Annotated in this window: 18 protein-coding genes and 1 pseudogene; 10 read left to right on the top strand and 9 right to left on the bottom strand. The window is 61.4% G+C overall.

The features are described from left to right. The first annotated feature begins 8 nt into the window (after positions 1 to 8). From hutI to QRN41_RS21135, 10 genes are all read left to right on the top strand, one after another. A complete protein-coding gene (gene hutI / locus QRN41_RS21090; protein WP_167416731.1) occupies positions 9 to 1,214 on the top strand; it encodes an imidazolonepropionase in 1,206 nt (401 codons plus the stop codon). Between the two features lie 11 nt (positions 1,215 to 1,225). Beyond that, positions 1,226 to 2,026 (top strand): N-formylglutamate deformylase, encoded by an 801-nt coding sequence (hutG, locus tag QRN41_RS21095; protein WP_040265741.1) that lies wholly within the window; start codon positions 1,226 to 1,228, stop codon positions 2,024 to 2,026. A gap of 301 nt (positions 2,027 to 2,327) precedes the next feature. Beyond that, complete coding sequence (pip, locus tag QRN41_RS21100) at positions 2,328 to 3,299, top strand: prolyl aminopeptidase (RefSeq protein ID WP_034095471.1); 972 nt, start codon at positions 2,328 to 2,330, stop codon at positions 3,297 to 3,299. Further along, positions 3,296 to 3,733 (top strand): D-aminoacyl-tRNA deacylase, encoded by a 438-nt coding sequence (dtd, locus tag QRN41_RS21105; protein ID WP_034095472.1) that lies wholly within the window; start codon positions 3,296 to 3,298, stop codon positions 3,731 to 3,733. Before pip ends, dtd begins: the two co-directional genes overlap by 4 nt. Before the next feature lie 324 nt (positions 3,734 to 4,057). Further along, complete coding sequence (locus QRN41_RS21110) at positions 4,058 to 5,737, top strand: glucan biosynthesis protein G (RefSeq protein ID WP_187696826.1); 1,680 nt, start codon at positions 4,058 to 4,060, stop codon at positions 5,735 to 5,737. Further along, positions 5,730 to 8,300 (top strand): glucans biosynthesis glucosyltransferase MdoH, encoded by a 2,571-nt coding sequence (gene mdoH / locus QRN41_RS21115; protein WP_167416732.1) that lies wholly within the window; start codon positions 5,730 to 5,732, stop codon positions 8,298 to 8,300. The genes QRN41_RS21110 and mdoH overlap by 8 nt, the downstream gene beginning before the upstream one ends. Positions 8,301 to 8,486: 186 nt before the next feature. Next, a complete protein-coding gene (locus QRN41_RS21120; protein ID WP_034136555.1) occupies positions 8,487 to 9,284 on the top strand; it encodes a transporter substrate-binding domain-containing protein in 798 nt (265 codons plus the stop codon). 219 nt (positions 9,285 to 9,503) lie between these two features. Further along, a complete protein-coding gene (locus QRN41_RS21125) occupies positions 9,504 to 10,301 on the top strand; it encodes a transporter substrate-binding domain-containing protein (RefSeq protein ID WP_034095475.1) in 798 nt (265 codons plus the stop codon). Between the two features lie 132 nt (positions 10,302 to 10,433). Continuing rightward, positions 10,434 to 11,393 (top strand): amino acid ABC transporter permease, encoded by a 960-nt coding sequence (locus QRN41_RS21130; protein ID WP_034095476.1) that lies wholly within the window; start codon positions 10,434 to 10,436, stop codon positions 11,391 to 11,393. Further along, the gene (locus QRN41_RS21135; RefSeq protein WP_034136558.1) at positions 11,386 to 12,120 is read left to right on the top strand and encodes an amino acid ABC transporter ATP-binding protein; all 735 of its coding nucleotides are present in this window, start codon (positions 11,386 to 11,388) and stop codon (positions 12,118 to 12,120) included. The genes QRN41_RS21130 and QRN41_RS21135 overlap by 8 nt, the downstream gene beginning before the upstream one ends. A 15-nt stretch (positions 12,121 to 12,135) precedes the next feature. On the opposite strand, the gene QRN41_RS21140 is transcribed toward QRN41_RS21135, so the two are convergent. The 9 genes and pseudogenes from QRN41_RS21140 to hisI all read right to left on the bottom strand — a co-directional run bounded on the left by QRN41_RS21140 (position 12,136) and on the right by hisI (position 19,163). Continuing rightward, the gene (locus QRN41_RS21140) at positions 12,136 to 14,043 is read right to left on the bottom strand and encodes a methyl-accepting chemotaxis protein (protein ID WP_167416733.1); all 1,908 of its coding nucleotides are present in this window, start codon (positions 14,041 to 14,043) and stop codon (positions 12,136 to 12,138) included. A gap of 182 nt (positions 14,044 to 14,225) precedes the next feature. Next, positions 14,226 to 15,098 carry a methyl-accepting chemotaxis protein gene (locus QRN41_RS26380; protein WP_371918509.1) on the bottom strand — a complete coding sequence of 291 codons (873 nt, stop codon included), beginning with the start codon at positions 15,096 to 15,098 and terminating at the stop codon, positions 14,226 to 14,228. After that, positions 15,084 to 16,142, bottom strand: a pseudogene (locus QRN41_RS26385) (methyl-accepting chemotaxis protein); the annotation flags it as partial. The pseudogene QRN41_RS26385 and the gene QRN41_RS26380, both read right to left, overlap by 15 nt. An 87-nt stretch (positions 16,143 to 16,229) precedes the next feature. Next, positions 16,230 to 16,937 carry a 16S rRNA (uracil(1498)-N(3))-methyltransferase gene (locus QRN41_RS21150; protein WP_285422100.1) on the bottom strand — a complete coding sequence of 236 codons (708 nt, stop codon included), beginning with the start codon at positions 16,935 to 16,937 and terminating at the stop codon, positions 16,230 to 16,232. Then, positions 16,934 to 17,725, bottom strand: a complete 792-nt coding sequence (gene tatC / locus QRN41_RS21155) for a twin-arginine translocase subunit TatC (protein WP_034095481.1) — start codon at positions 17,723 to 17,725, stop codon at positions 16,934 to 16,936. Before tatC ends, QRN41_RS21150 begins: the two co-directional genes overlap by 4 nt. Beyond that, positions 17,722 to 18,120 (bottom strand): Sec-independent protein translocase protein TatB, encoded by a 399-nt coding sequence (tatB, locus tag QRN41_RS21160; protein ID WP_034111411.1) that lies wholly within the window; start codon positions 18,118 to 18,120, stop codon positions 17,722 to 17,724. Before tatB ends, tatC begins: the two co-directional genes overlap by 4 nt. Before the next feature lie 10 nt (positions 18,121 to 18,130). Beyond that, positions 18,131 to 18,409 carry a twin-arginine translocase TatA/TatE family subunit gene (locus QRN41_RS21165; protein WP_017738835.1) on the bottom strand — a complete coding sequence of 93 codons (279 nt, stop codon included), beginning with the start codon at positions 18,407 to 18,409 and terminating at the stop codon, positions 18,131 to 18,133. Positions 18,410 to 18,435: 26 nt separating this feature from the next. Continuing rightward, complete coding sequence (locus QRN41_RS21170) at positions 18,436 to 18,768, bottom strand: phosphoribosyl-ATP diphosphatase (RefSeq protein ID WP_003209299.1); 333 nt, start codon at positions 18,766 to 18,768, stop codon at positions 18,436 to 18,438. A gap of 2 nt (positions 18,769 to 18,770) precedes the next feature. Beyond that, entirely contained in the window at positions 18,771 to 19,163 is a 393-nt protein-coding gene (gene hisI, locus QRN41_RS21175; RefSeq protein WP_285422101.1) for a phosphoribosyl-AMP cyclohydrolase, read from the bottom strand. Positions 19,164 to 19,168: the final 5 nt, after the last annotated feature.

Genomic DNA, 19,168 nt, shown 5'->3' on the forward strand with positions numbered 1-19,168 from the left:
AGTGTCGGATGAAAACCCTTTGGCAACACTGCCACGTCGCAACCATGGCCCAGGGCAAGTACTCGATCATCGAGGATGCGGCTATGGTCACCGCCGGTTCGCTGATCGAGTGGATCGGCCCGCGCAGCCAGGCGCCCAGCGCGGATTACGCCCAGGTCCACGACCTGCAAGGCGCGTGGGTGACCCCTGGGCTGATCGATTGCCATACCCACACGGTGTTCGGTGGCAATCGCAGCGGTGAGTTCGAGCAACGCCTTGAAGGCGTGAGCTATGCCGAGATCGCGGCGCAGGGCGGTGGGATTGCCAGCACCGTACGCGCCACCCGCGCCGCCAGTGAAGATGAACTGTTCGCCAGCGCCCATAAGCGCCTGCGCAGTTTGTTGCGTGACGGCGTGACCACGGTGGAAATCAAATCCGGCTACGGCCTCGATTTGGCCAGCGAGCGCAAATTGCTGCGGGTGATTCGCCGTCTCGGTGAGGCGCTGCCGGTCAGCGTGCGCGCCACTTGCCTGGCCGCCCATGCCTTGCCGCCGGAGTACAAGGATCGCGCCGACGACTACATTGAGCATATCTGCCAGGAGATGCTGCCGGCCCTGGCGGCCGAAGGCCTGGTGGATGCGGTGGATGCGTTTTGCGAATACCTGGCGTTTTCCCCTGCACAAGTGGCGCGAGTGTTTGACGTCGCGCAGCAACTCGGCCTGCCTTTGAAGCTGCACGCCGAACAGTTGTCCTCGTTGCACGGCTCCAGCCTGGCGGCGCGTTACCAAGCGTTGTCCGCCGATCACCTGGAGTTTATGACCGAAGAAGACGCCATCGCCATGGCCGCCGCCGGCACCGTCGCGGTACTGCTGCCGGGGGCGTTCTACTTTCTACGCGAAACCCAGTTGCCGCCTATGGAGGCCCTGCGCAAGCACGGTGTGAAAATCGCCATCGCCAGCGACCTCAACCCCGGCACCTCGCCGGCGCTGTCTGTGCGCCTGATGCTGAACATGGCCTGCACCTTGTTCCGCATGACCCCGGAAGAAGCCCTGGCCGGCGCTACCCAACACGCGGCCAGCGCGCTGGGCATGGGCGACACACATGGTTCGCTGGAAGTGGGCAAGGTCGCGGATTTTGTCGCCTGGCAGATCGATCGTCCGGCCGACCTGGCTTACTGGTTGGGCGGCGAACTGGATAAACGCGTCGTGCGCCATGGCGTCGATGCCATCGTTTAAGGAGTACCGTTGTGGATAACGTTCTGAACTTCAAGCAAGGCCGCACACCGCTGCTGATCAGCATGCCCCACGCCGGCCTGCGCCTCACACCTGCGGTAAAGGCCGGGCTGATCCCCGAGGCGCAGAGCCTGCCGGACACCGATTGGCATATCCCTTTGCTGTATGACTTTGCCGAGGAACTGGGGGCCAGCACCTTGTCGGCGGAGTATTCGCGGTTTGTCATCGATCTGAACCGACCGTCCGACGACACGCCGCTGTACGCCGGCGCCACCACCGGCCTGTACCCCAAAACCCTGTTCGATGGCGTGCCGTTGTTTGTCGAAGGCCAGGAGCCGTCCGAGGAGGAACGGGCGACCTACCTGCAGAAAATCTGGGGCCCCTACCACCGCGCGCTGCAAGAAGAGTTGGCGCGGCTCAAGGCTGAGTTCGGCTATGCGTTGCTGTTCGATGCGCACTCGATTCGCTCGGTGATCCCGCACCTGTTCGACGGCAAACTGCCGGACTTCAACCTCGGCACCTTCAACGGCGCGGCATGCGACCCGGAACTGGCCGGCCAGCTCGAAGCCATCTGCGCCAGGCACACGCAGTACACCCATGTGCTTAACGGGCGCTTCAAGGGCGGGCATATCACCCGGCATTACGGCAACCCGGCCGAGAATATCCACGCCGTGCAGTTGGAGTTGTGCCAGAGCACCTATATGGAGGAGTTCGAACCGTTCAAGTACCGCGCGGACCTGGCTGAGCCGACGCGAGTGGTATTGAAGCAGTTGCTCGAAGGTTTGTTGGACTGGGGACGCAAGCGCTACGGCTAGGGAGGATCTACAGCGTTGGCCTTACCCTAAGCCAAATACAGTTCCAACTGTGGGAGGGGCTTGCCCCCGATAGCCATAGGTATCTACATAAGTCTCAAAGGTTGAAATAACTCTGTGGTGAGCGAGCCCGCTCACCACTGCCAAGCCCTCATCCCAAGCCTTGCCTACCTGGGGAGCGAAGGGCTGACACAGGTCTAAGCGCTCAAGGACATGCTCATTGCACAATTCGGGTTTATAGTGCCAGACGGCAGAATAATAGACGTCCCCCCAGGGATGAACCCGACCCCCTACGGAGCGCGCAATGCAGACTTGGTACCCGCAGATCAAACCCTACGCCCGGCACGATCTGGCCGTCGATGACACCCATACCCTGTATGTCGATGAAAGTGGCTCTCCCGAAGGCTTGCCCGTTGTATTCATCCATGGTGGCCCTGGCGCCGGTTGCGACGCCCAGAGCCGCTGCTATTTCGACCCCAACCTGTACCGCATCGTGACCTTCGACCAACGGGGTTGCGGTCGCTCCACGCCACGCGCCAGCCTGGAAAACAACACCACCTGGGACCTGGTCGCCGACATGGAGCGCATCCGCGAGCACCTGGGCATCGATAAATGGGTGCTGTTCGGTGGCTCCTGGGGGTCGACCCTGGCCCTGGCCTATGCGCAAACCCATCCCGAGCGCGTGCATGGCCTGATCGTGCGCGGCATCTTCCTGGCCCGTCCGCAGGACATCCACTGGTTCTACCAGGAAGGCGCGAGCCGCTTGTTCCCGGATTACTGGCAGGACTACATCGCGCCGATCCCGGCCGATGAGCGTCACGACATGATCGCGGCCTATCACAAGCGCCTCACCGGTAACGACCAGATCGCCCAGATGCACGCGGCCAAGGCGTGGTCCGGCTGGGAAGGGCGCATGCTCGGCTTGTGCCCGAGCCCGCAGCATGTGGAGCGGTTTTCCGAGCCGCAGCGGGCGTTGTCGATTGCGCGCATCGAGTGCCATTACTTCACTAACCACTCGTTCCTGGAACCCAACCAACTGATCCGCGATATGCATAAGATTGCGCACCTGCCTGGCGTAATCATCCATGGGCGCTACGATATGATCTGCCCGTTGGATAACGCTTGGGAGTTGCACCAGGCGTGGCCCAACAGCGAGCTACAGGTGATCCGCGAGGCGGGCCATGCGGCGTCCGAGCCTGGCATCACCGACGCGCTGGTGCGCGCGACCGGCGAAATGGCCCGGCGTTTGCTCGACCTGCCGCCTGAAGAAGCATGAAGGGGCTGCTGCAACGGGTGCGTGGTGCCCGGGTCGAGGTAGCAGGTGAAATCGTGGGGGCCATCGATCAGGGGTTGCTGGTGCTGGTGGCTGTCGAGCCTTCAGATACCCCTGAGAGTGCCGACAAATTGCTGCACAAGTTGCTGAACTATCGGGTGTTCAGCGATGACGAAGGCAAGATGAACCTGTCGCTCAAGGACATTGACGGCGGTTTGCTGCTGGTCTCGCAATTCACCCTGGCGGCGGATACCAAGAGCGGCTTGCGGCCCAGCTTCTCCACGGCGGCCCCTCCGGCCCTGGGAGCGGCGCTTTTTGAGCACTTGCTGTTACAAGCGCAACAATTGCATGGCAGGGTGGCGTCGGGGCGTTTTGGCGCGGATATGCAGGTGCATTTGGTCAATGATGGCCCTGTGACGTTCCTCTTGCAGACGTGAATGTATTGAAAACGACTTTTAATGCTTAAAAACGCAGGATTTCGCTACAAATACTTCGTTGCCCCTGATGCGTTGTCTCGCGGGCTACTAGATAATCGCGCGCTACGGGGATCAGCGTTGTTTGGTCCATTTTTGACTTAGGTAGAGACTTGTCCGACAACCATTGGGGAATCATTTTGACCCAGGGTAGTCGGAACAATGCTCGCCAACCTGGCATATAGATAGCTGGCCGTTGGTTTTTTGATCTGTTTTCGGCGAGGGTTGCTCGTGATTGTTAGTCCCTGTAATGCACCAAAATTGTCTGCCAAACGGTTACGAAACGCACTGGTGACGGGCTCTGCCCTGTTTTGCCTGTTCGGCGCGGGTCAACTGTGGGCATTCAGTCTGGATGATGTGTCGGCCAAGGCAAAAGAGCTGGCCGGGCAGAAGTACGAAGCTCCGCGCAGCAATCTGCCAAACGAATTCCGCGAAATGAAGTTTGCGGACTATCAGAAAATTCGTTTCCGCAATGAAAAAGCCGAGTGGGCCGATCAGAACACCCCGTTCAAGCTGTCCTTCTATCACCAGGGTATGCACTTCGATACGCCGGTGAAAATCAACGAAGTCACCGCTGACAGCGTTCAGGAAATCAAATACGACCCGTCGCGTTTCGATTTCGGTGATGTGAAATTCGATCCTAAGGCCACCGAACAACTGGGTTATGCCGGTTTCCGTGTTCTGTTCCCTATCAATAAGAGCGACAAGCAAGACGAAATCATGACCATGCTCGGCGCCAGTTACTTCCGCGTCGTGGGCAAGGACCAGGTCTATGGCCTGTCCGCCCGTGGCATGGCGATCGACACTGCGCTGCCGTCCGGCGAAGAATTCCCGCGGTTCACCGAGTTCTGGATCGAGCGTCCGAAGCCGGGTGACAAGCACCTGGTGATCTTTGCCCTGCTGGATTCGCCGCGCGCGACCGGCGCCTATCGCCTGATCCTGCGTCCGGGCACCGACACTGTGGTCGACGTCAAATCCCAGATGTTCCTGCGCGACAAGGTCAGCAAACTCGGGGTGGCCCCGCTGACCAGCATGTTCCTGTTCGGCGCGAACCAGCCGTCCAAAGTACTCAACTACCGTCGCGAACTGCACGACTCCAGCGGTCTGTCGATCCATGCCGGCAACGGCGAGTGGATCTGGCGTCCACTGAACAACCCTAAACACCTGTCGGTCAGCAATTTCAGCGTAGAGAACCCGCGCGGTTTCGGCCTGCTGCAACGTGGTCGCAACTTCAGCCACTACGAAGACCTGGACGACAACTACGACAAGCGCCCAAGCGCCTGGATCGAACCTGAAGGCGACTGGGGCAAGGGCTCCGTGGACCTGGTTGAGATCCCGACCGCCGACGAGACCAATGACAACATCGTTGCGTTCTGGAGCCCGGAAAAACTGCCGGAAGTCGGTCAGCCGCTGGACGTAGCCTACCGCCTGCACTGGACTCTGGACGACGCCGCGTTCCATTCGCCGGACAGTGCCTGGGTCAAGCAGACCCTGCGTTCCACCGGTGACGTGAAGCAATCCAACCTGATCCGTCAGCCGGATGGCAGCGTCGCTTACCTGGTGGACTTCGAAGGCCCGTCCCTGAAGAAACTGCTGCCGGACGCGCCTGTGCGCAGCCAGGTGAGCGTGGGTGACAACGCTGAACTGGTTGAAAACAGCGTGCGTTACAACGAGCACACCAAAGGCTGGCGCCTGACCCTGCGCATGAAGATCAAGGACCCGAGCAAGCCGACCGAAATGCGTGCCGCCCTGGTGCAGGACGTTGCTCAGCCAGAGCCTGAGCATGTGTCGACCCAGGTCCTCAAGGCCGACAAGGTATTGGCCAAGCAACACGAGAAACAGGCCAAGAAAGACGCCAAAGACAAGGAAGCCAAGCAGCCAGAAGCTGCCCCAGCCACACCGGAGCCGATCAAGACCGAACAGGTCCTGACCGAAACCTGGAGCTATCAGTTGCCTGCCGATGAGTAATTCTCAAGTCCAGCCAGAGACTCTGTCCGAGTATTTGGCGCATCTTCCGATGACTGCAGAGCAGCGCGCCGAACTGGCGGGCTGCTCCTCCTTCGCCGAATTGCATCAACGCCTGTCGTCCGCGACCTTCGACGAACCGGTCGACGCCGCTCAAGCGTCGGTGGGTCGCCGGTTGACCCTCAGCACGGCCGAAGAGCTGCAAGACGCCGAAATGCTTGCGGTCGATGCTGCCGGTCGCGTCTGCCTCAAAGCCACGCCGCCGATCCATCGCACCCGCGTGGTGCCGGAGCCGTGGCGCACCAATATCCTGGTGCGCGGCTGGCGTCGCCTCACCGGGCGCAGCAACCCGCCCAAACCGCCGAAGGATGAACGGGTATTGCCGGCCGCGCGCTGGCGCACCGTCGGTTCGATCCGTCGCTATATCCTGTTGGTGCTGATGCTCGGCCAGACCATCGTGGCCGGCTGGTACATGAAAGGCATCATGCCGTACCAGGGCTGGTCGCTGGTGGACTTCGACGAAATCCGCAATCAGACCCTGCTGCAGACCGCCACCCAGGTGCTGCCTTACGCCCTGCAAACCAGCATCCTGATCATGTTCGGGATTTTGTTCTGCTGGGTGTCGGCCGGTTTCTGGACAGCGCTGATGGGCTTCCTAGAGTTGCTCACTGGCCACGATAAATACCGGATCTCCGGTAAAAGTGCCGGCAACGAGCCGATCCCGAAAGACGCCCGCACCGCGCTGGTGATGCCGATCTGTAACGAAGACGTGCCCCGGGTATTCGCCGGCCTGCGCGCCACGTTCGAATCGGTGGCCGCGACCGGTGACCTGGACCGCTTCGACTTTTTCGTGCTCAGCGACAGTAACGACGCCGACATCTGCATCGCCGAGCAGCAGGCCTGGCTCGACGTGTGTCGCGAAGCCGGTGGTTTCGGCAAGATCTTCTATCGCCGTCGCCGTCGTCGTGTAAAACGTAAGAGCGGCAACCTCGACGACTTCTGCCGTCGTTGGGGCGGTGACTACAAGTACATGGTGGTCCTCGACGCCGACAGCGTGATGAGCGGCGAATGCCTGACCAGCCTGGTGCGCCTGATGGAAGCCACGCCGGATGCCGGGATTATCCAGACCGCGCCGCGTGCGTCGGGCATGGACACCCTGTATGCGCGCATGCAGCAGTTCGCCACTCGTGTATATGGCCCGCTGTTCACCGCCGGCCTGCACTTCTGGCAGCTGGGTGAATCCCACTACTGGGGTCACAACGCAATCATCCGCATGAAGCCGTTTATCGAGCACTGCGCCCTGGCACCGTTGCCGGGTAAAGGCGCGTTCGCCGGGTCCATCCTGTCCCACGACTTCGTAGAAGCGGCGCTGATGCGTCGGGCCGGCTGGGGTGTGTGGATTGCCTACGACCTGCCGGGTAGCTATGAAGAACTGCCGCCGAACCTGTTGGACGAACTCAAGCGTGACCGTCGCTGGTGCCACGGTAACCTGATGAACTTCCGTCTGTTCCTGGTTAAAGGCATGCACCCGGTGCACCGTGCGGTGTTCCTGACCGGCGTGATGTCCTACCTGTCGGCGCCGTTGTGGTTCCTGTTCCTAGTGCTGTCCACCGCGTTGCTGGCGGTGAACACCCTGATGGAGCCGCAGTACTTCATGGCGCCGCGCCAGTTGTACCCGCTGTGGCCGCAGTGGCATCCGGACAAGGCGGTGGCGTTGTTCTCCACCACTATCGTGCTGCTGTTCCTGCCTAAATTGCTGAGCATCATCCTGATCTGGGCCAAGGGCGCAAAAGAGTTCGGCGGCAAGTTCAAGGTCACGATGTCCATGCTGCTGGAAATGCTGTTTTCCATGCTGCTGGCGCCGGTGCGGATGATTTTCCACACCCGTTTCGTGCTCGCCGCGTTCCTCGGCTGGGCCGCGACCTGGAATTCGCCAAAGCGTGATGACGACTCCACCACCTGGGGCGAAGCGTTCAAGCGCCACGGCACGCAAACCTTGCTGGGCTTCTTGTGGGCCTTGCTGGTGGTGTGGTTGAACCCAAGCTTCCTGTGGTGGCTGGTGCCGATTGTCGGGTCGCTGATGTTGTCGATCCCGGTGTCAGTGATCTCCAGTCGGGTGAACCTGGGCCTCAAGTCCCGTGACGAGAGCCTGTTCCTGATCCCCGAGGAATACAATCCGCCCCAGGCGCTGGTGTCGACCGACAAGTACACCCACGAAAATCGCTGGCACGCCCTGCACGACGGCTTCGTGCGCTCGGTGGTCGACCCGCAGCAGAACGCCCTGGCCTGTGCCTTGGCGACGTCGCGTCACGGTCAGGCCGAGCCGATCGAGTACCTGCGTGCCGAACGCGTGCGCCATGCGCTGAAAGTCGGCCCCGCCGGCCTCAACAATGCCGAACGTGTGGCCTTGCTCAGTGATCCGGTAGCCCTGGCCCGCCTGCACGAGCTGGTCTGGAGCGAAGGGCACGCCGAGTGGCTCGCCGCCTGGCGTGGCTCGATCAAGGCTGACCCGCACGCGCCGTTGCTGCCTCTGCAACCGCTGTCGTCCCAGGCCCAACCGGCCTGATTCAAACACCCCCGAGGGCTTACCTCGGGGGTGTTTCAAGCGCTTTTCCTACAACGTTTTCTTTCCCGCTAAAAACGATCTAACCCCTTGTTATTTCGAAACAAAATACCCCTGCCAAGGGCGTATTGGCGTGCCCGTGGCTGGGGTAGGATCGCCCCCCAATTCGTTTCGGCCACAGGGGGATTCATGATCAAAAGGTATTGTGCGGCGTTGCTGCTGAGCGCCGTCGCCTGGCTTCAACAGGACGTGCAGGCAGGCGCCATTGACGATGCTGTACGGCGTGGTGTGCTGAAAGTGGGCACCACTCCCACCTATGTGCCCTTCGAAATGACCGATAAGCAGGGGCGTATCGTCGGCTTTGAAATCGACCTGCTCACGGTCATGAGCCAAGCCATGGGCGTGGAGCTTGAACTGGTCTCGGTGCCTTACACCGAGTTGGTACCGGGGTTGCTGGCCAGAAAGTTCGACATGATCGGCAGTGGCATGACCGTGACCCAGGAGCGCAACCTGAAACTCAACTTCAGCGACTCCTTCATTGTGGTAGGCCAAACCGTGTTGCTGCATCCCAGCCTGGTCGGCAAGGTCACCAGTGTTGAAGACCTGGATGATCCCCATTACCGCATCGCCACCACCGAAGGCACCACCGGCGAAGCCGCGGCGCGGCGCTTTCTGGGGGCGGCGCGATTGAGCCGTTTCGCCACCCCGGAGGAGGGTGTGCGCCACGTGGTGGATGGCAAGGCCGATGCGTTTATCCACGATGCGCCCTATAACCTGATCGCCCTGAGCCGTGCGGAAAATAGTGCTTTGTTCTTGCTGGAGCAGCCGTTCACCTTCGAACCGCTGGCCTTTGGGTTGAAGAAAGGCGACTTCGACAGCCTCAACTGGATCAATCATTTCTTGAATCAGGTCGCCCAGGACGGCACCTACGATCGCCTGCATGACAAGTGGTTCAAGGACACCGACTGGCTTACGGAAATCGACTGAAAGTCATAACTGCTTACATAACAATTATTTGCCGTTGCCCCCTGCGCGCGTGTCTACCCTCTGTGCTCGAACATCCCGTTGTGGGCCTTTTCCGACATACGCAATAACAATTACCCGTGAAACCTTTGTGACCGGCAGTGAGTGGGTTAGGATCGCACCCCGAAATGGCGCAGCCCTTTTGTGCGCCGACCTTATAAGAATCGTTCAGGGGACTTGATGATGAAAAAGTATCTTTCGATGCTGCTGCTAGGCGTCACCGCACTGGTCGCGGCCACTGCGGCCCAGGCCGGCGCCATCGACGATGCGGTCAAGCGCGGCACGCTGAAAGTCGGGATGGACCCGACTTACATGCCGTTCGAAATGACGGACAAGCGCGGCGAAATCATCGGTTTCGAAGTCGACATCCTCAAGGCCATGGCCAAGTCCATGGGCGTCAAGCTGGAGCTGGTCTCCACCGGCTATGACGGCATCATCCCGGCCTTCTTGACCGGCAAGTTCGACATGATCGGCAGCGGCATGACCCTGACCCAGGAACGCAACCTGCGCCTGAACTTCAGCGAACCGTTCATCGTGGTCGGCCAGACCCTGCTGATCCGCAAGGACCTGGAAGGCACCATCAAGTCCTACAAAGACCTGAACGACGAGAAATACCGCCTGACTTCCAAGCTCGGCACCACCGGTGAAATGGTCGCGAAGAAGCTGATCTCCAAGGCCAAGTACCACGGCTACGACAACGAGCAGGAAGGTGTACTGGACGTGGTCAACGGCAAGGCCGATGCCTTTGTGTATGACGCGCCGTACAACGTGGTGGCCGAGAAGAAAGTCGGCAACGGCAAACTGGTGTTCCTGGACGAACCGTTCACCTTCGAGCCCCTGGCGTTCGGTTTGAAGAAAGGCGACTACGACAGCATCAACTTCATCAACAACTTCCTGCACCAGATCAAGAACGACGGCACCTACGATCGCATCCATGACAAGTGGTTCAAGAGCTCCGAGTGGCTCAAGGACATGGAATAAGGTCCGACTGAACACCGCGTAGCGCCCATCGCAGGCAAGACTGCCACGTTTGACTGTTGGAACTCGGTCAAGTGTGGGAGTGGCCTTGCCCACAATGGCGGCCTACCAGGCAACACACATCCGGAAAGATCAATGAAACAGAAAAAAGCCCAATGGCCCTGGCATCTGCTGACGGTGGTCGTGCTGGTTGGCTTGGCCGGCGCCTTGTATTACGCCACCTCGCTGATGTCCTACGAATGGCGTTGGAACCGCGTACCGCAGTACTTCGCCTATCAGGCGGAAACTGCCCAGCGCGCGGCGGATATCTCCACCGTCGTTGAGCTGGTACGCAATGGCGACACAGCCGAAGTCACCTTGCGCAATGACGCGGGCGTCGAGCAAAAGCTCACCGTCGCCGACAACAGCTTGCAAGTGGCCCGCGGCGATGATGTGGCCGAGGGCGATGTGGTCGGTGTGACCCGGCACTGGGCGTTGGGCCCGTTGATGTGGGGGCTGTGGACCACGTTGTGGCTGTCGGTGGTGTCCGGCATCCTGGGCCTGGTGATCGGTCTGGCGACCGGCCTGTGTCGCTTGTCCAGCAACCCGACCCTGCGCGACCTGTCGACGATCTATGTCGAATTGGTGCGCGGCACGCCGCTGCTGGTGCAGATCTTCATTTTCTATTTCTTTATCGGCACGGTGCTCAACCTTTCCCGCGAATTTGCCGGGATCGCCGCGCTGTCGCTGTTTACCGGCGCCTATGTGGCGGAAATCGTGCGCGCCGGTGTGCAGTCGATCACCCGTGGTCAGAACGAGGCCGCGCGATCCCTGGGCCTGAGTGCCAGCCAGTCGATGCGTCACGTCGTGTTGCCCCAGGCGTTCAAGCGCGTGTTGCCGCCGCTGGCCGGGCAATTTATCAGCCTGGTCAAGGACACCTCGCTGGTTTCGGTGATCGCCATCACCGAACTGCTCAAGAGCGGCCGCGAAGTGATCACCACCTCGTTCTCACCGTTCGAAATCCTGTTCTGCGTCGCAGGCCTGTACCTGCTGATCAACCTGCCGCTGTCGAAAATGGCCAGCCGGCTTGAGCGGAGGCTCGCGCAAAGTGATTGAAGTCCGCGATCTGGTAAAAGTCTTCGATACCCGTGGGCAGGTCGTCCGCGCGGTGGATAACGTCACCACCCAGGTGGCCAAGGGCGAAGTGCTGGTGGTGATCGGCCCGTCCGGTTCCGGCAAGTCCACCTTCCTGCGCTGCCTCAATGGCCTGGAAGAATTCGACTCAGGCTCGGTGAGCATCGACGGCCTGCAACTGGCTGATCCGAAAACCGACGTGAACGCCTATCGCCGCGAAGTCGGCATGGTGTTCCAGCACTTCAACCTGTTCCCCCATATGACCGTGCTGGAAAACCTGTGCCTGGCGCAGAAAGTCGTGCGCAAGCGCGGTAAGCAGGAGCGTGAGGCCAAGGCTTTGGCGCTGCTGGAAAAGGTCGGTATCGCGCAAAAGGCCAACGAGTTTCCATCCCGCTTGTCCGGCGGTCAGCAACAGCGGGTAGCCATCGCCCGGGCCTTGGCGATGGACCCCAAAGTGATGCTGTTCGACGAGCCCACCTCGGCCCTCGACCCGGAAATGGTCGGTGAGGTGCTCGATGTGATGAAGACCCTGGCCCTGGAAGGCATGACCATGGTCTGCGTCACCCACGAAATGGGCTTTGCCCGCGAAGTGGCCGATCGTGTGCTGTTCTTCGATCACGGCAAGTTGCTGGAAGACGCGGCCCCCGCCGCGTTCTTCGAGGCCCCCAAGGACCCGCGCGCCCAAGCCTTCCTGCGCCAGGTGCTGTAATCGGCCGGGGCGCGTTCAGACCTTGAACCGCCCCACACATGCCTGCAGATCCGTGCCCAAGCGGGCCAGCTCAGTGCTCGCCGCGGCCGTTTGCTCACTGGCAGTGGCGGTCTGTTCCGACACGTCCCGCACCTTCAATACGCTGCGATTGATCTCTTCGGCCACCGCGCTCTGCTCCTCGGCCGCCGCGGCGATCTGTGGGTTCATTTCCTGAATCACCCCCACCGTGCGTGCGATCTCCATCAAGGCCTCGCCGGCGTTGCGGGTCAGGCCGACGCTTTGATCGGTCAGCGCGCGGCTGTTGTCCATAATGTCGGCCACCTGTTGCGTGCCGCTGTGCAGACCGCCGATCAGTTCCTCGATTTCCTCGGCGGACTGCTGGGTGCGTTGGGCGAGGCTGCGCACTTCATCGGCGACCACCGCAAAGCCTTGGCCGGCCTCCCCAGCACGGGCCGCTTCGATGGCGGCGTTGAGGGCCAACAGGTTGGTCTGCTGCGACACCGACTTGATCACTTCCAGTACGCTGCCGATCTTCTGGCTCTCCCGTTGCAGCCCCAACATGGCCTGGCTGGAGCGCGCCATTTCATGGGCCAGATGCTCGATCTGCGCCACGGCATCCGTCACCACTCGGTCGCCCAGCTCGGTTTGCTGGTTGGCCTGCTTGGCGGCGATCGACGCCTGTTCGGCATGCCTCGCCACTTCCTGGGCGGTGGCCAGCATTTCGTTCATGGCGGTGGCGACCTGTTCGGTTTCGTCGCGTTGATTGTTGACCCCCGAGCGAGTCTGTTCGGTGACCGTGGACAGCTCCTCGGCGGCGCTGGCGATCTGCCTGGCGTTGTCGCTGATGTTGCCGATCAGGGCGCGCAGGTTGAGCGTCATTTGCGTCATGCTGCACTGCAATTGGCCCAATTCGTCCCGGCGTCGGGTCTGGACATCATGGCTCAGGTCGCCGTCGGCAATGCGATTGGCCACCGCCAGGGCTTTGCGCAATGGCTTGACGATCTGCCCGGCGATAACCCACGCGGCCAAGGCGCCGAAGATCAGCGCGGCGGCCGTGGTCGCCAACGTCTGGGTGCGTGCGTGATCGGCGGCGAGGTCGCGTCGTTGGGTCTGGTCCTGGCTCAACAGGTCGCTCTGCGCGAGCAGTTGATCCAGCTGTTGCTCTAACTGGGCTTGCGCGGTCTCGGTGCTCAGTTGCGCCTCCTTGAGGCGGGTGAGATGGGTGCGGATGCTTTGCACGGCGTTGGTCAGCGCGCTGTTATCCACCGGCAGCTTCGCCACGGCGGCGAGGGTCAGTTCCAGGCTGCGCTCCGCGTCGCTGACGGCCTGGGCGTAGGCCTCCAGCGAATCGGCGGCCCAGGCCGCGCTCTGGGCGCTGTCTTCGGCGTGCCCAATGGCCTGGCGAAGATTCTCGATAGCATCCAGGGCCTTTTCATCCTCCTGATCCGGCAGGTCGCTGGCCAGTTGCGCCAGTACATCGCCGATGCGCACGGTGCTTTGTTTCAATTGCTCGCGGGCGTTTTCCCGTTTCTCCACGCGGGTGGGTATGTCCTTGAGGGTCGTTTTGAACGCATCGGACAGACGCGTCATCTCCTGTAAATACTGAATGGACTGGGCGACTTTGAGGCGGTTGGAGAGTTCTGCCAGCGCGGCCTCGACTTTTTCCATGCCGTGGCTTAATCGATCGAGGCTTTTGGCATCGTCCAGCGTGCGGTAAACGATGCGATCGGAGCGCAGTTCTTCGCCGGCCACGGCCAATTGCGCGAGCACGGTGAGGGTTTGCGAGCGGTAAAGGGATGCGGCCAGGGCCTGCCAGCCGGTCACGGCGATGACCAGGCTCAGGGCCAGTACCAGGGCGAAGCCCAGGGCCAGTTTGAGGGTGACGCTGGCGTCGCCCAATAGGTGAGTCATTCGACGAAGCATGGTTAACCTCCGACAAGTGAACGAGGGACGTTCGTCAACGTATCGGCGCACCACGGGCGCGCTAACGCGGTGAACTGAGTTCAACGCTAGTTCTGTTGTCGGTGGGGAGAGCCTGAAAAACTCGTAGGAAATTTCACAGGCTGACAACGGCGACCCGAGGCAGGTCGCCGTGACACAGGGGGTCAGACGCGGAAGCGGCCGACCAGGGCTTGCAGGTGGGTGCCCAGGCGCGCGAGTTCGGTGCTCGACGTGGCGGTCTCTTCGCTGGCGGCGGCGGTCTGTTCCGAGATGTCGCGCACGTTCAGCACGCTGCGGTTGATCTCTTCGGCCACGGCGCTCTGTTGCTCGGCGGCGGTGGCGATCTGGGAGTTCATCGCCTGGATCGTCGATACGGTACGGGTGATGCTGGCCAGGGCACTGCCGGCGCGGCGGGTCAGTTCGACACTGCTGTCGGTGAGGCCGCGGCTGTTGTCCATGATGGCCGCCACCTGCTGAGTGCCGGTTTGCAGGCCGGCAATCAGCTCTTCGATCTCTTCGGTGGACTTCTGGGTGCGCTGCGCCAGGCTGCGCACTTCATCGGCCACCACGGCGAACCCGCGCCCGGCTTCACCGGCCCGTGCCGCTTCAATCGCGGCGTTGAGTGCCAACAGGTTGGTTTGCTGGGCCACGGACTTGATCACGTCGAGCACGCTGCCGATCTTGTCGCTTTCGCGCTTGAGATCGCCCATGGCCTCGGTGGAGTTGCCGACCTCGGTGGCCAAGCGCTCGATCTGGGCAATCGCCTCGCCCACCACCTTGTCGCCCTCACGGGCCTGCTGGTCGGCGGCCACGGCGGCTTCGGAGGCTTCTTCGGCATTGCGCGCCACTTCCTGCACGGTGGCGGCCATTTCGTTCATGGCGGTGGCCACCTGATCGGTCTCGACCTTCTGGCTGTTGACCCCGGCACTGGTCTGTTCGGTCACGGCGGACAGCTGTTCGGCGGCGCTGGCGATCTGGGTCACGCCATCGCTGATACCGCCGATCAACTCACGCAGGCCCACGGTCATGCTTTGCATGGCCCGTTGCAGTTGGCCCAGTTCGTCCTGGCGCAGCGAGGTCAGGTTGTGGCTCAAGTCGCCCGAGGCGACGCGCTCCGCGACTTTGAGGGTCTGCTCCAGCGGGAGGATGATCTGGCGGGTGATGGCCCATGCGGCCACGAGGCCGAAGATCAGTGCCAGGATGGTCGCGAGCAGCAACAGGTTTTTTGCGTGGGCGGCGTCGGTGTCGCGCACGACAGTTTGGGACAGGGTTAGTTTGTCACTGTGGCTGAGCAGGATGTCGCCTTGTGCGCTCATGGTTTTGAGCGCCGCTGCGCTAGCGACCTGGGAGTCGCGATACTGGCTGACGGCCGCGCGGTACGCTTGCAACGAAACGCCAGCCTGCTGCAGATTGGCCTGGAACTCGGCCGGCAATTGGCCTTCAAGTTCAGTGATTTTCTTGAGGGCATTGTCGATGGCATCGAGGGCCGGCTGTTCGGCTTCAACCTTGCCACTGTAGGTGTAGCCGCGCACTTGGAAGCGTGCTTGTTGGATCAGTTTGCTCAAGCTGACTACGCTGTTGAACTGAGTAACGCTGTCGCCTTGCAGCAGGCTTTTTTCAATATCGCCCACCTTGAGCACGGCATTGTCGGCGGTATCGCCAAGCTTGCTGCGAGCGTTTTCGCGGCTGGCACCGGCTTGCGCCATATCGCTGAAGGCGCGTTTGTATTGATCCACCGCGGCCAATTGCTCGTCGATCAGTGCTGCGTCGGCAGGTTGCTCGATCATTGTGCGGGCGTTCTTGAGACCACTGTCGAGCTTGTTCAGCAGTTCGCTGACAGCGGTGGTGCCTTGTTCGCCGCGGCGCATTTCATAGTCCAGGCGTGCCAGGCGCAAGTCTTTGGTCAGGCTGTTCAGACTGGAGATGTAACCCAGCTTGTCACCTCGGCTGATCACATCACCCAAGCCAGTCCAACCGGTGAAGGTAATCATCAGCGTCAGCAGTAATACCAGGCCAAAGCCGACGGCGAGTTTGGTTTTGACGCTGACATTTCCCAGCTTTTCGGCTAACCAACGATACATGCTGCAAACTCCCCTGGAACAAGGCTTGGACTTATCCACACCTTATCGGCTGCCTGGGAAGATTCTGTAGGACGGAGCAGGTGGGCGTCAGAATAGACGGGCAAGGAGAGCCGTCACGGCCGTTTCAACGCGCAGGATACGTGCACCGAGTTGCACCGGTTGCAAGCCGGCCTTGGTCAGCAATTCCACCTCGTAGGGGATCCAGCCGCCTTCTGGTCCAATCGCCAGGGTGACCGGTTCATCCAGGCCGCGCGGGCAGGCTGGGTAATTCCCCGGATGGCCGATCAGGCCTAACGTGCCCTCGGTCATGGCCGGTAGACGGTCCTCGACGAACGGCTTGAAGCGCTTTTCGATGATGACCTCGGGCAGCACCGTGTCGCGGGCTTGCTCCAGGCCCAGGATCAGTTGCTCACGGATCGCCTCGGGCTCTAGGAACGGGGTCTGCCAGAAACTTTTCTCTACGCGGTAGCTATTGACCAAGACCACCTTGGGCACACCCATGGCCGCCACGGTTTGCAGCACTCGGCGCAGCATCTTCGGGCGTGGCAGGGCCAGCAACAGGGTCAGGGGCAGTTTGGCCGGCGGCGGCAGGTCGAAGCTGACCTGTAACTCGGCCTCGGCGGCTTCAAGGCGCAGCAGGTGCGCGTTGCCCATCAGCCCACCGATGCGGCCGACGCGCAGGTTGTCGCCCACCGCTGCGCGGTGGACGTCCTGCATATGCACCAGGCGTCGATCCCGCAGGATCACTCGGTCGGCCGCGATAAAGTCGGCGTCTTCCAGCAGCAGCAGGTTCACGGTTGGGTCGCTGGCGGCTGGTCGTCGTCGGCGGGTTGGTCATCCGGGTGGTCGCTGCGCTTGCTGATCAGGCCGCTGAACAGGATGCCGATCTCGAACAGCATCCACATCGGCACGGCCAGCAGGGTCTGGGAGAAGATGTCCGGCGGGGTCAGGATCATGCCGACCACGAAGCAGCCGATGATCACGTACGGGCGGATCTTCTTCAGGTACTGCACATTGACCACGCCGATCCATACCAGTAGCACCACCGCCACCGGGATCTCGAAGGCCACGCCAAAGGCGAAGAACAGCGTCATCACGAAGTCGAGGTAGCTGGTGATGTCGGTCATCATCTCCACGCCAGCCGGGGTGGCGGCGGCGAAGAATTTGAAGATCAGCGGGAACACCAGGAAGTAGGCGAAGGCCATGCCGGTGTAGAACAGCAGGATGCTCGACACCAGCAACGGCACCGCGATGCGTTTCTCATGCTTGTACAGGCCCGGAGCGATAAAGCCCCAGATCTGATGCAGGATCACCGGGATCGCCAGGAACAGCGAGACCATCATCGTCAACTTCAACGGTGTGAGGAACGGCGAGGACACATCGGTGGCGATCATCGTTGCGCCGGCCGGCAGGTACTGGCGCAATGGCGTGGAGACGAACGTGTAGATCTGCTGGGTAAAGGCGAACAACCCGGCAAAGATGATGAAGATCGCCGCTACGCAACGCAGCAGGCGGGTACGCAGCTCGGTGAGGTGCGAGACCAGCGGCATGTGCTGGTCGTTTTCCGGTTTATCAGCGCTCATGGGGCTCGCGGCGGCAATGTAGGGTCATGGGGAGCGGGCGACGCGGTGGGCGCCGGTACTGGCTCTGGCGGGGTTGGAGCGGTGTCGGCGGCTGGGGCTGGTGCAATGCTGTGTTCAGCCACCGGCTCCACCGGTTTGGCCGGCTCTTGCACGGGCGACAGGATCTTGCGCGCCTCTTGCTCCAACGACAGGATGTGTTCGTTGTGCAGTTGCCGGCGGATCTCGTCCGCGCCGATTTCCCGTTCAACTTCCTGTTTGATGGCGTTGAAACTGCGTTTCAGGCGCCCGATCCACAGCCCGGCCGTGCGTGCGGCACCGGGCAGGCGTTCCGGCCCCAGCACCAACAGGGCCACGAGGCCGACGAGCAGCAGTTCAGAGAAGCTGATACCAAACATTAGTCAGTGCTCACGAGTCTTTGCGGGTCGGCTCTTCGACTTTTTCAGCCTGCACGTCGAAGGTGCGACGCTCGGTGATCGGCTGGGCGGCCTGGGGGTGCACAGGCTGGGCTGGTGGCACCGGATTGGCCGCAGGGTCGGCGGGCTTTTCGTCGTCGTTCATGGCTTTGCGAAAGCCCTTGATCGACTCGCCCACGTCGGTGCCGAGGTTTTTCAGTTTCTTGGTGCCGAACACCAGCACCACCACCACCAGAATGACGATCCAGTGTTTCCAGTCAAAAATGCCCATGCTGCAAATCCTCTAATCAACGTTATTCAAGCGGACGGGCGCGAGGCCTTTTCGGCGTGCCCGGACAGGCCGAAGCGACGGTCCAGTTCATCCAGCACGGCCTGCGGATGCTGCCCCAGTTGGGCGAGCATGACCAGGCTGTGGAACCACAGGTCGGCGGTCTCGTAGATCACATCGCTGCAGTCGCCACTGATCTGAGCGTCCTTGGCGGCAATGATGGTCTCGACCGATTCTTCGCCGAGCTTCTCCAGGATCTTGTTCAAGCCCTTGTGGTACAGGCTGGCGACATAGGAGCTGTCGGCGTCCGCACCTTTGCGGTCCTCCAGCACCTGGGCCACACGGTTCAGGGTATCGCTCATGTTCAGTGTCCTGCGGAGTAAATGGCGTGCGGGTCTTTAAGCACCGGTTCGACCACTTTCCATTCGCCGTCCTGGAACACGCGATAGAAGCAGCTGTGACGGCCGGTGTGGCAGGCAATGCCGCCGATCTGCTCGACTTTCAGGATGATGACATCCCCATCGCAATCCAGACGCAGCTCGTGCAGGGTCTGCACATGCCCGGACTCTTCGCCCTTGCGCCACAGTCTGCCACGCGAACGTGACCAGTAGATGGCGCGCTGCTCAGCGGCGGTGAGGCTCAGGGCCTCGCGGTTCATCCAGGCCATCATCAGCACGCGCCCGGTCTTGTAGTCCTGAGCAATGGCTGGCACAAGGCCGTCACTGTCCCATTTGATTTCGTCCAGCCAGTCTTTCATGTTCG

It is taken from the genome of Pseudomonas sp. efr-133-TYG-23, from assembly GCF_030209215.1.
Taxonomy (GTDB): domain Bacteria; phylum Pseudomonadota; class Gammaproteobacteria; order Pseudomonadales; family Pseudomonadaceae; genus Aquipseudomonas; species Aquipseudomonas rhodesiae.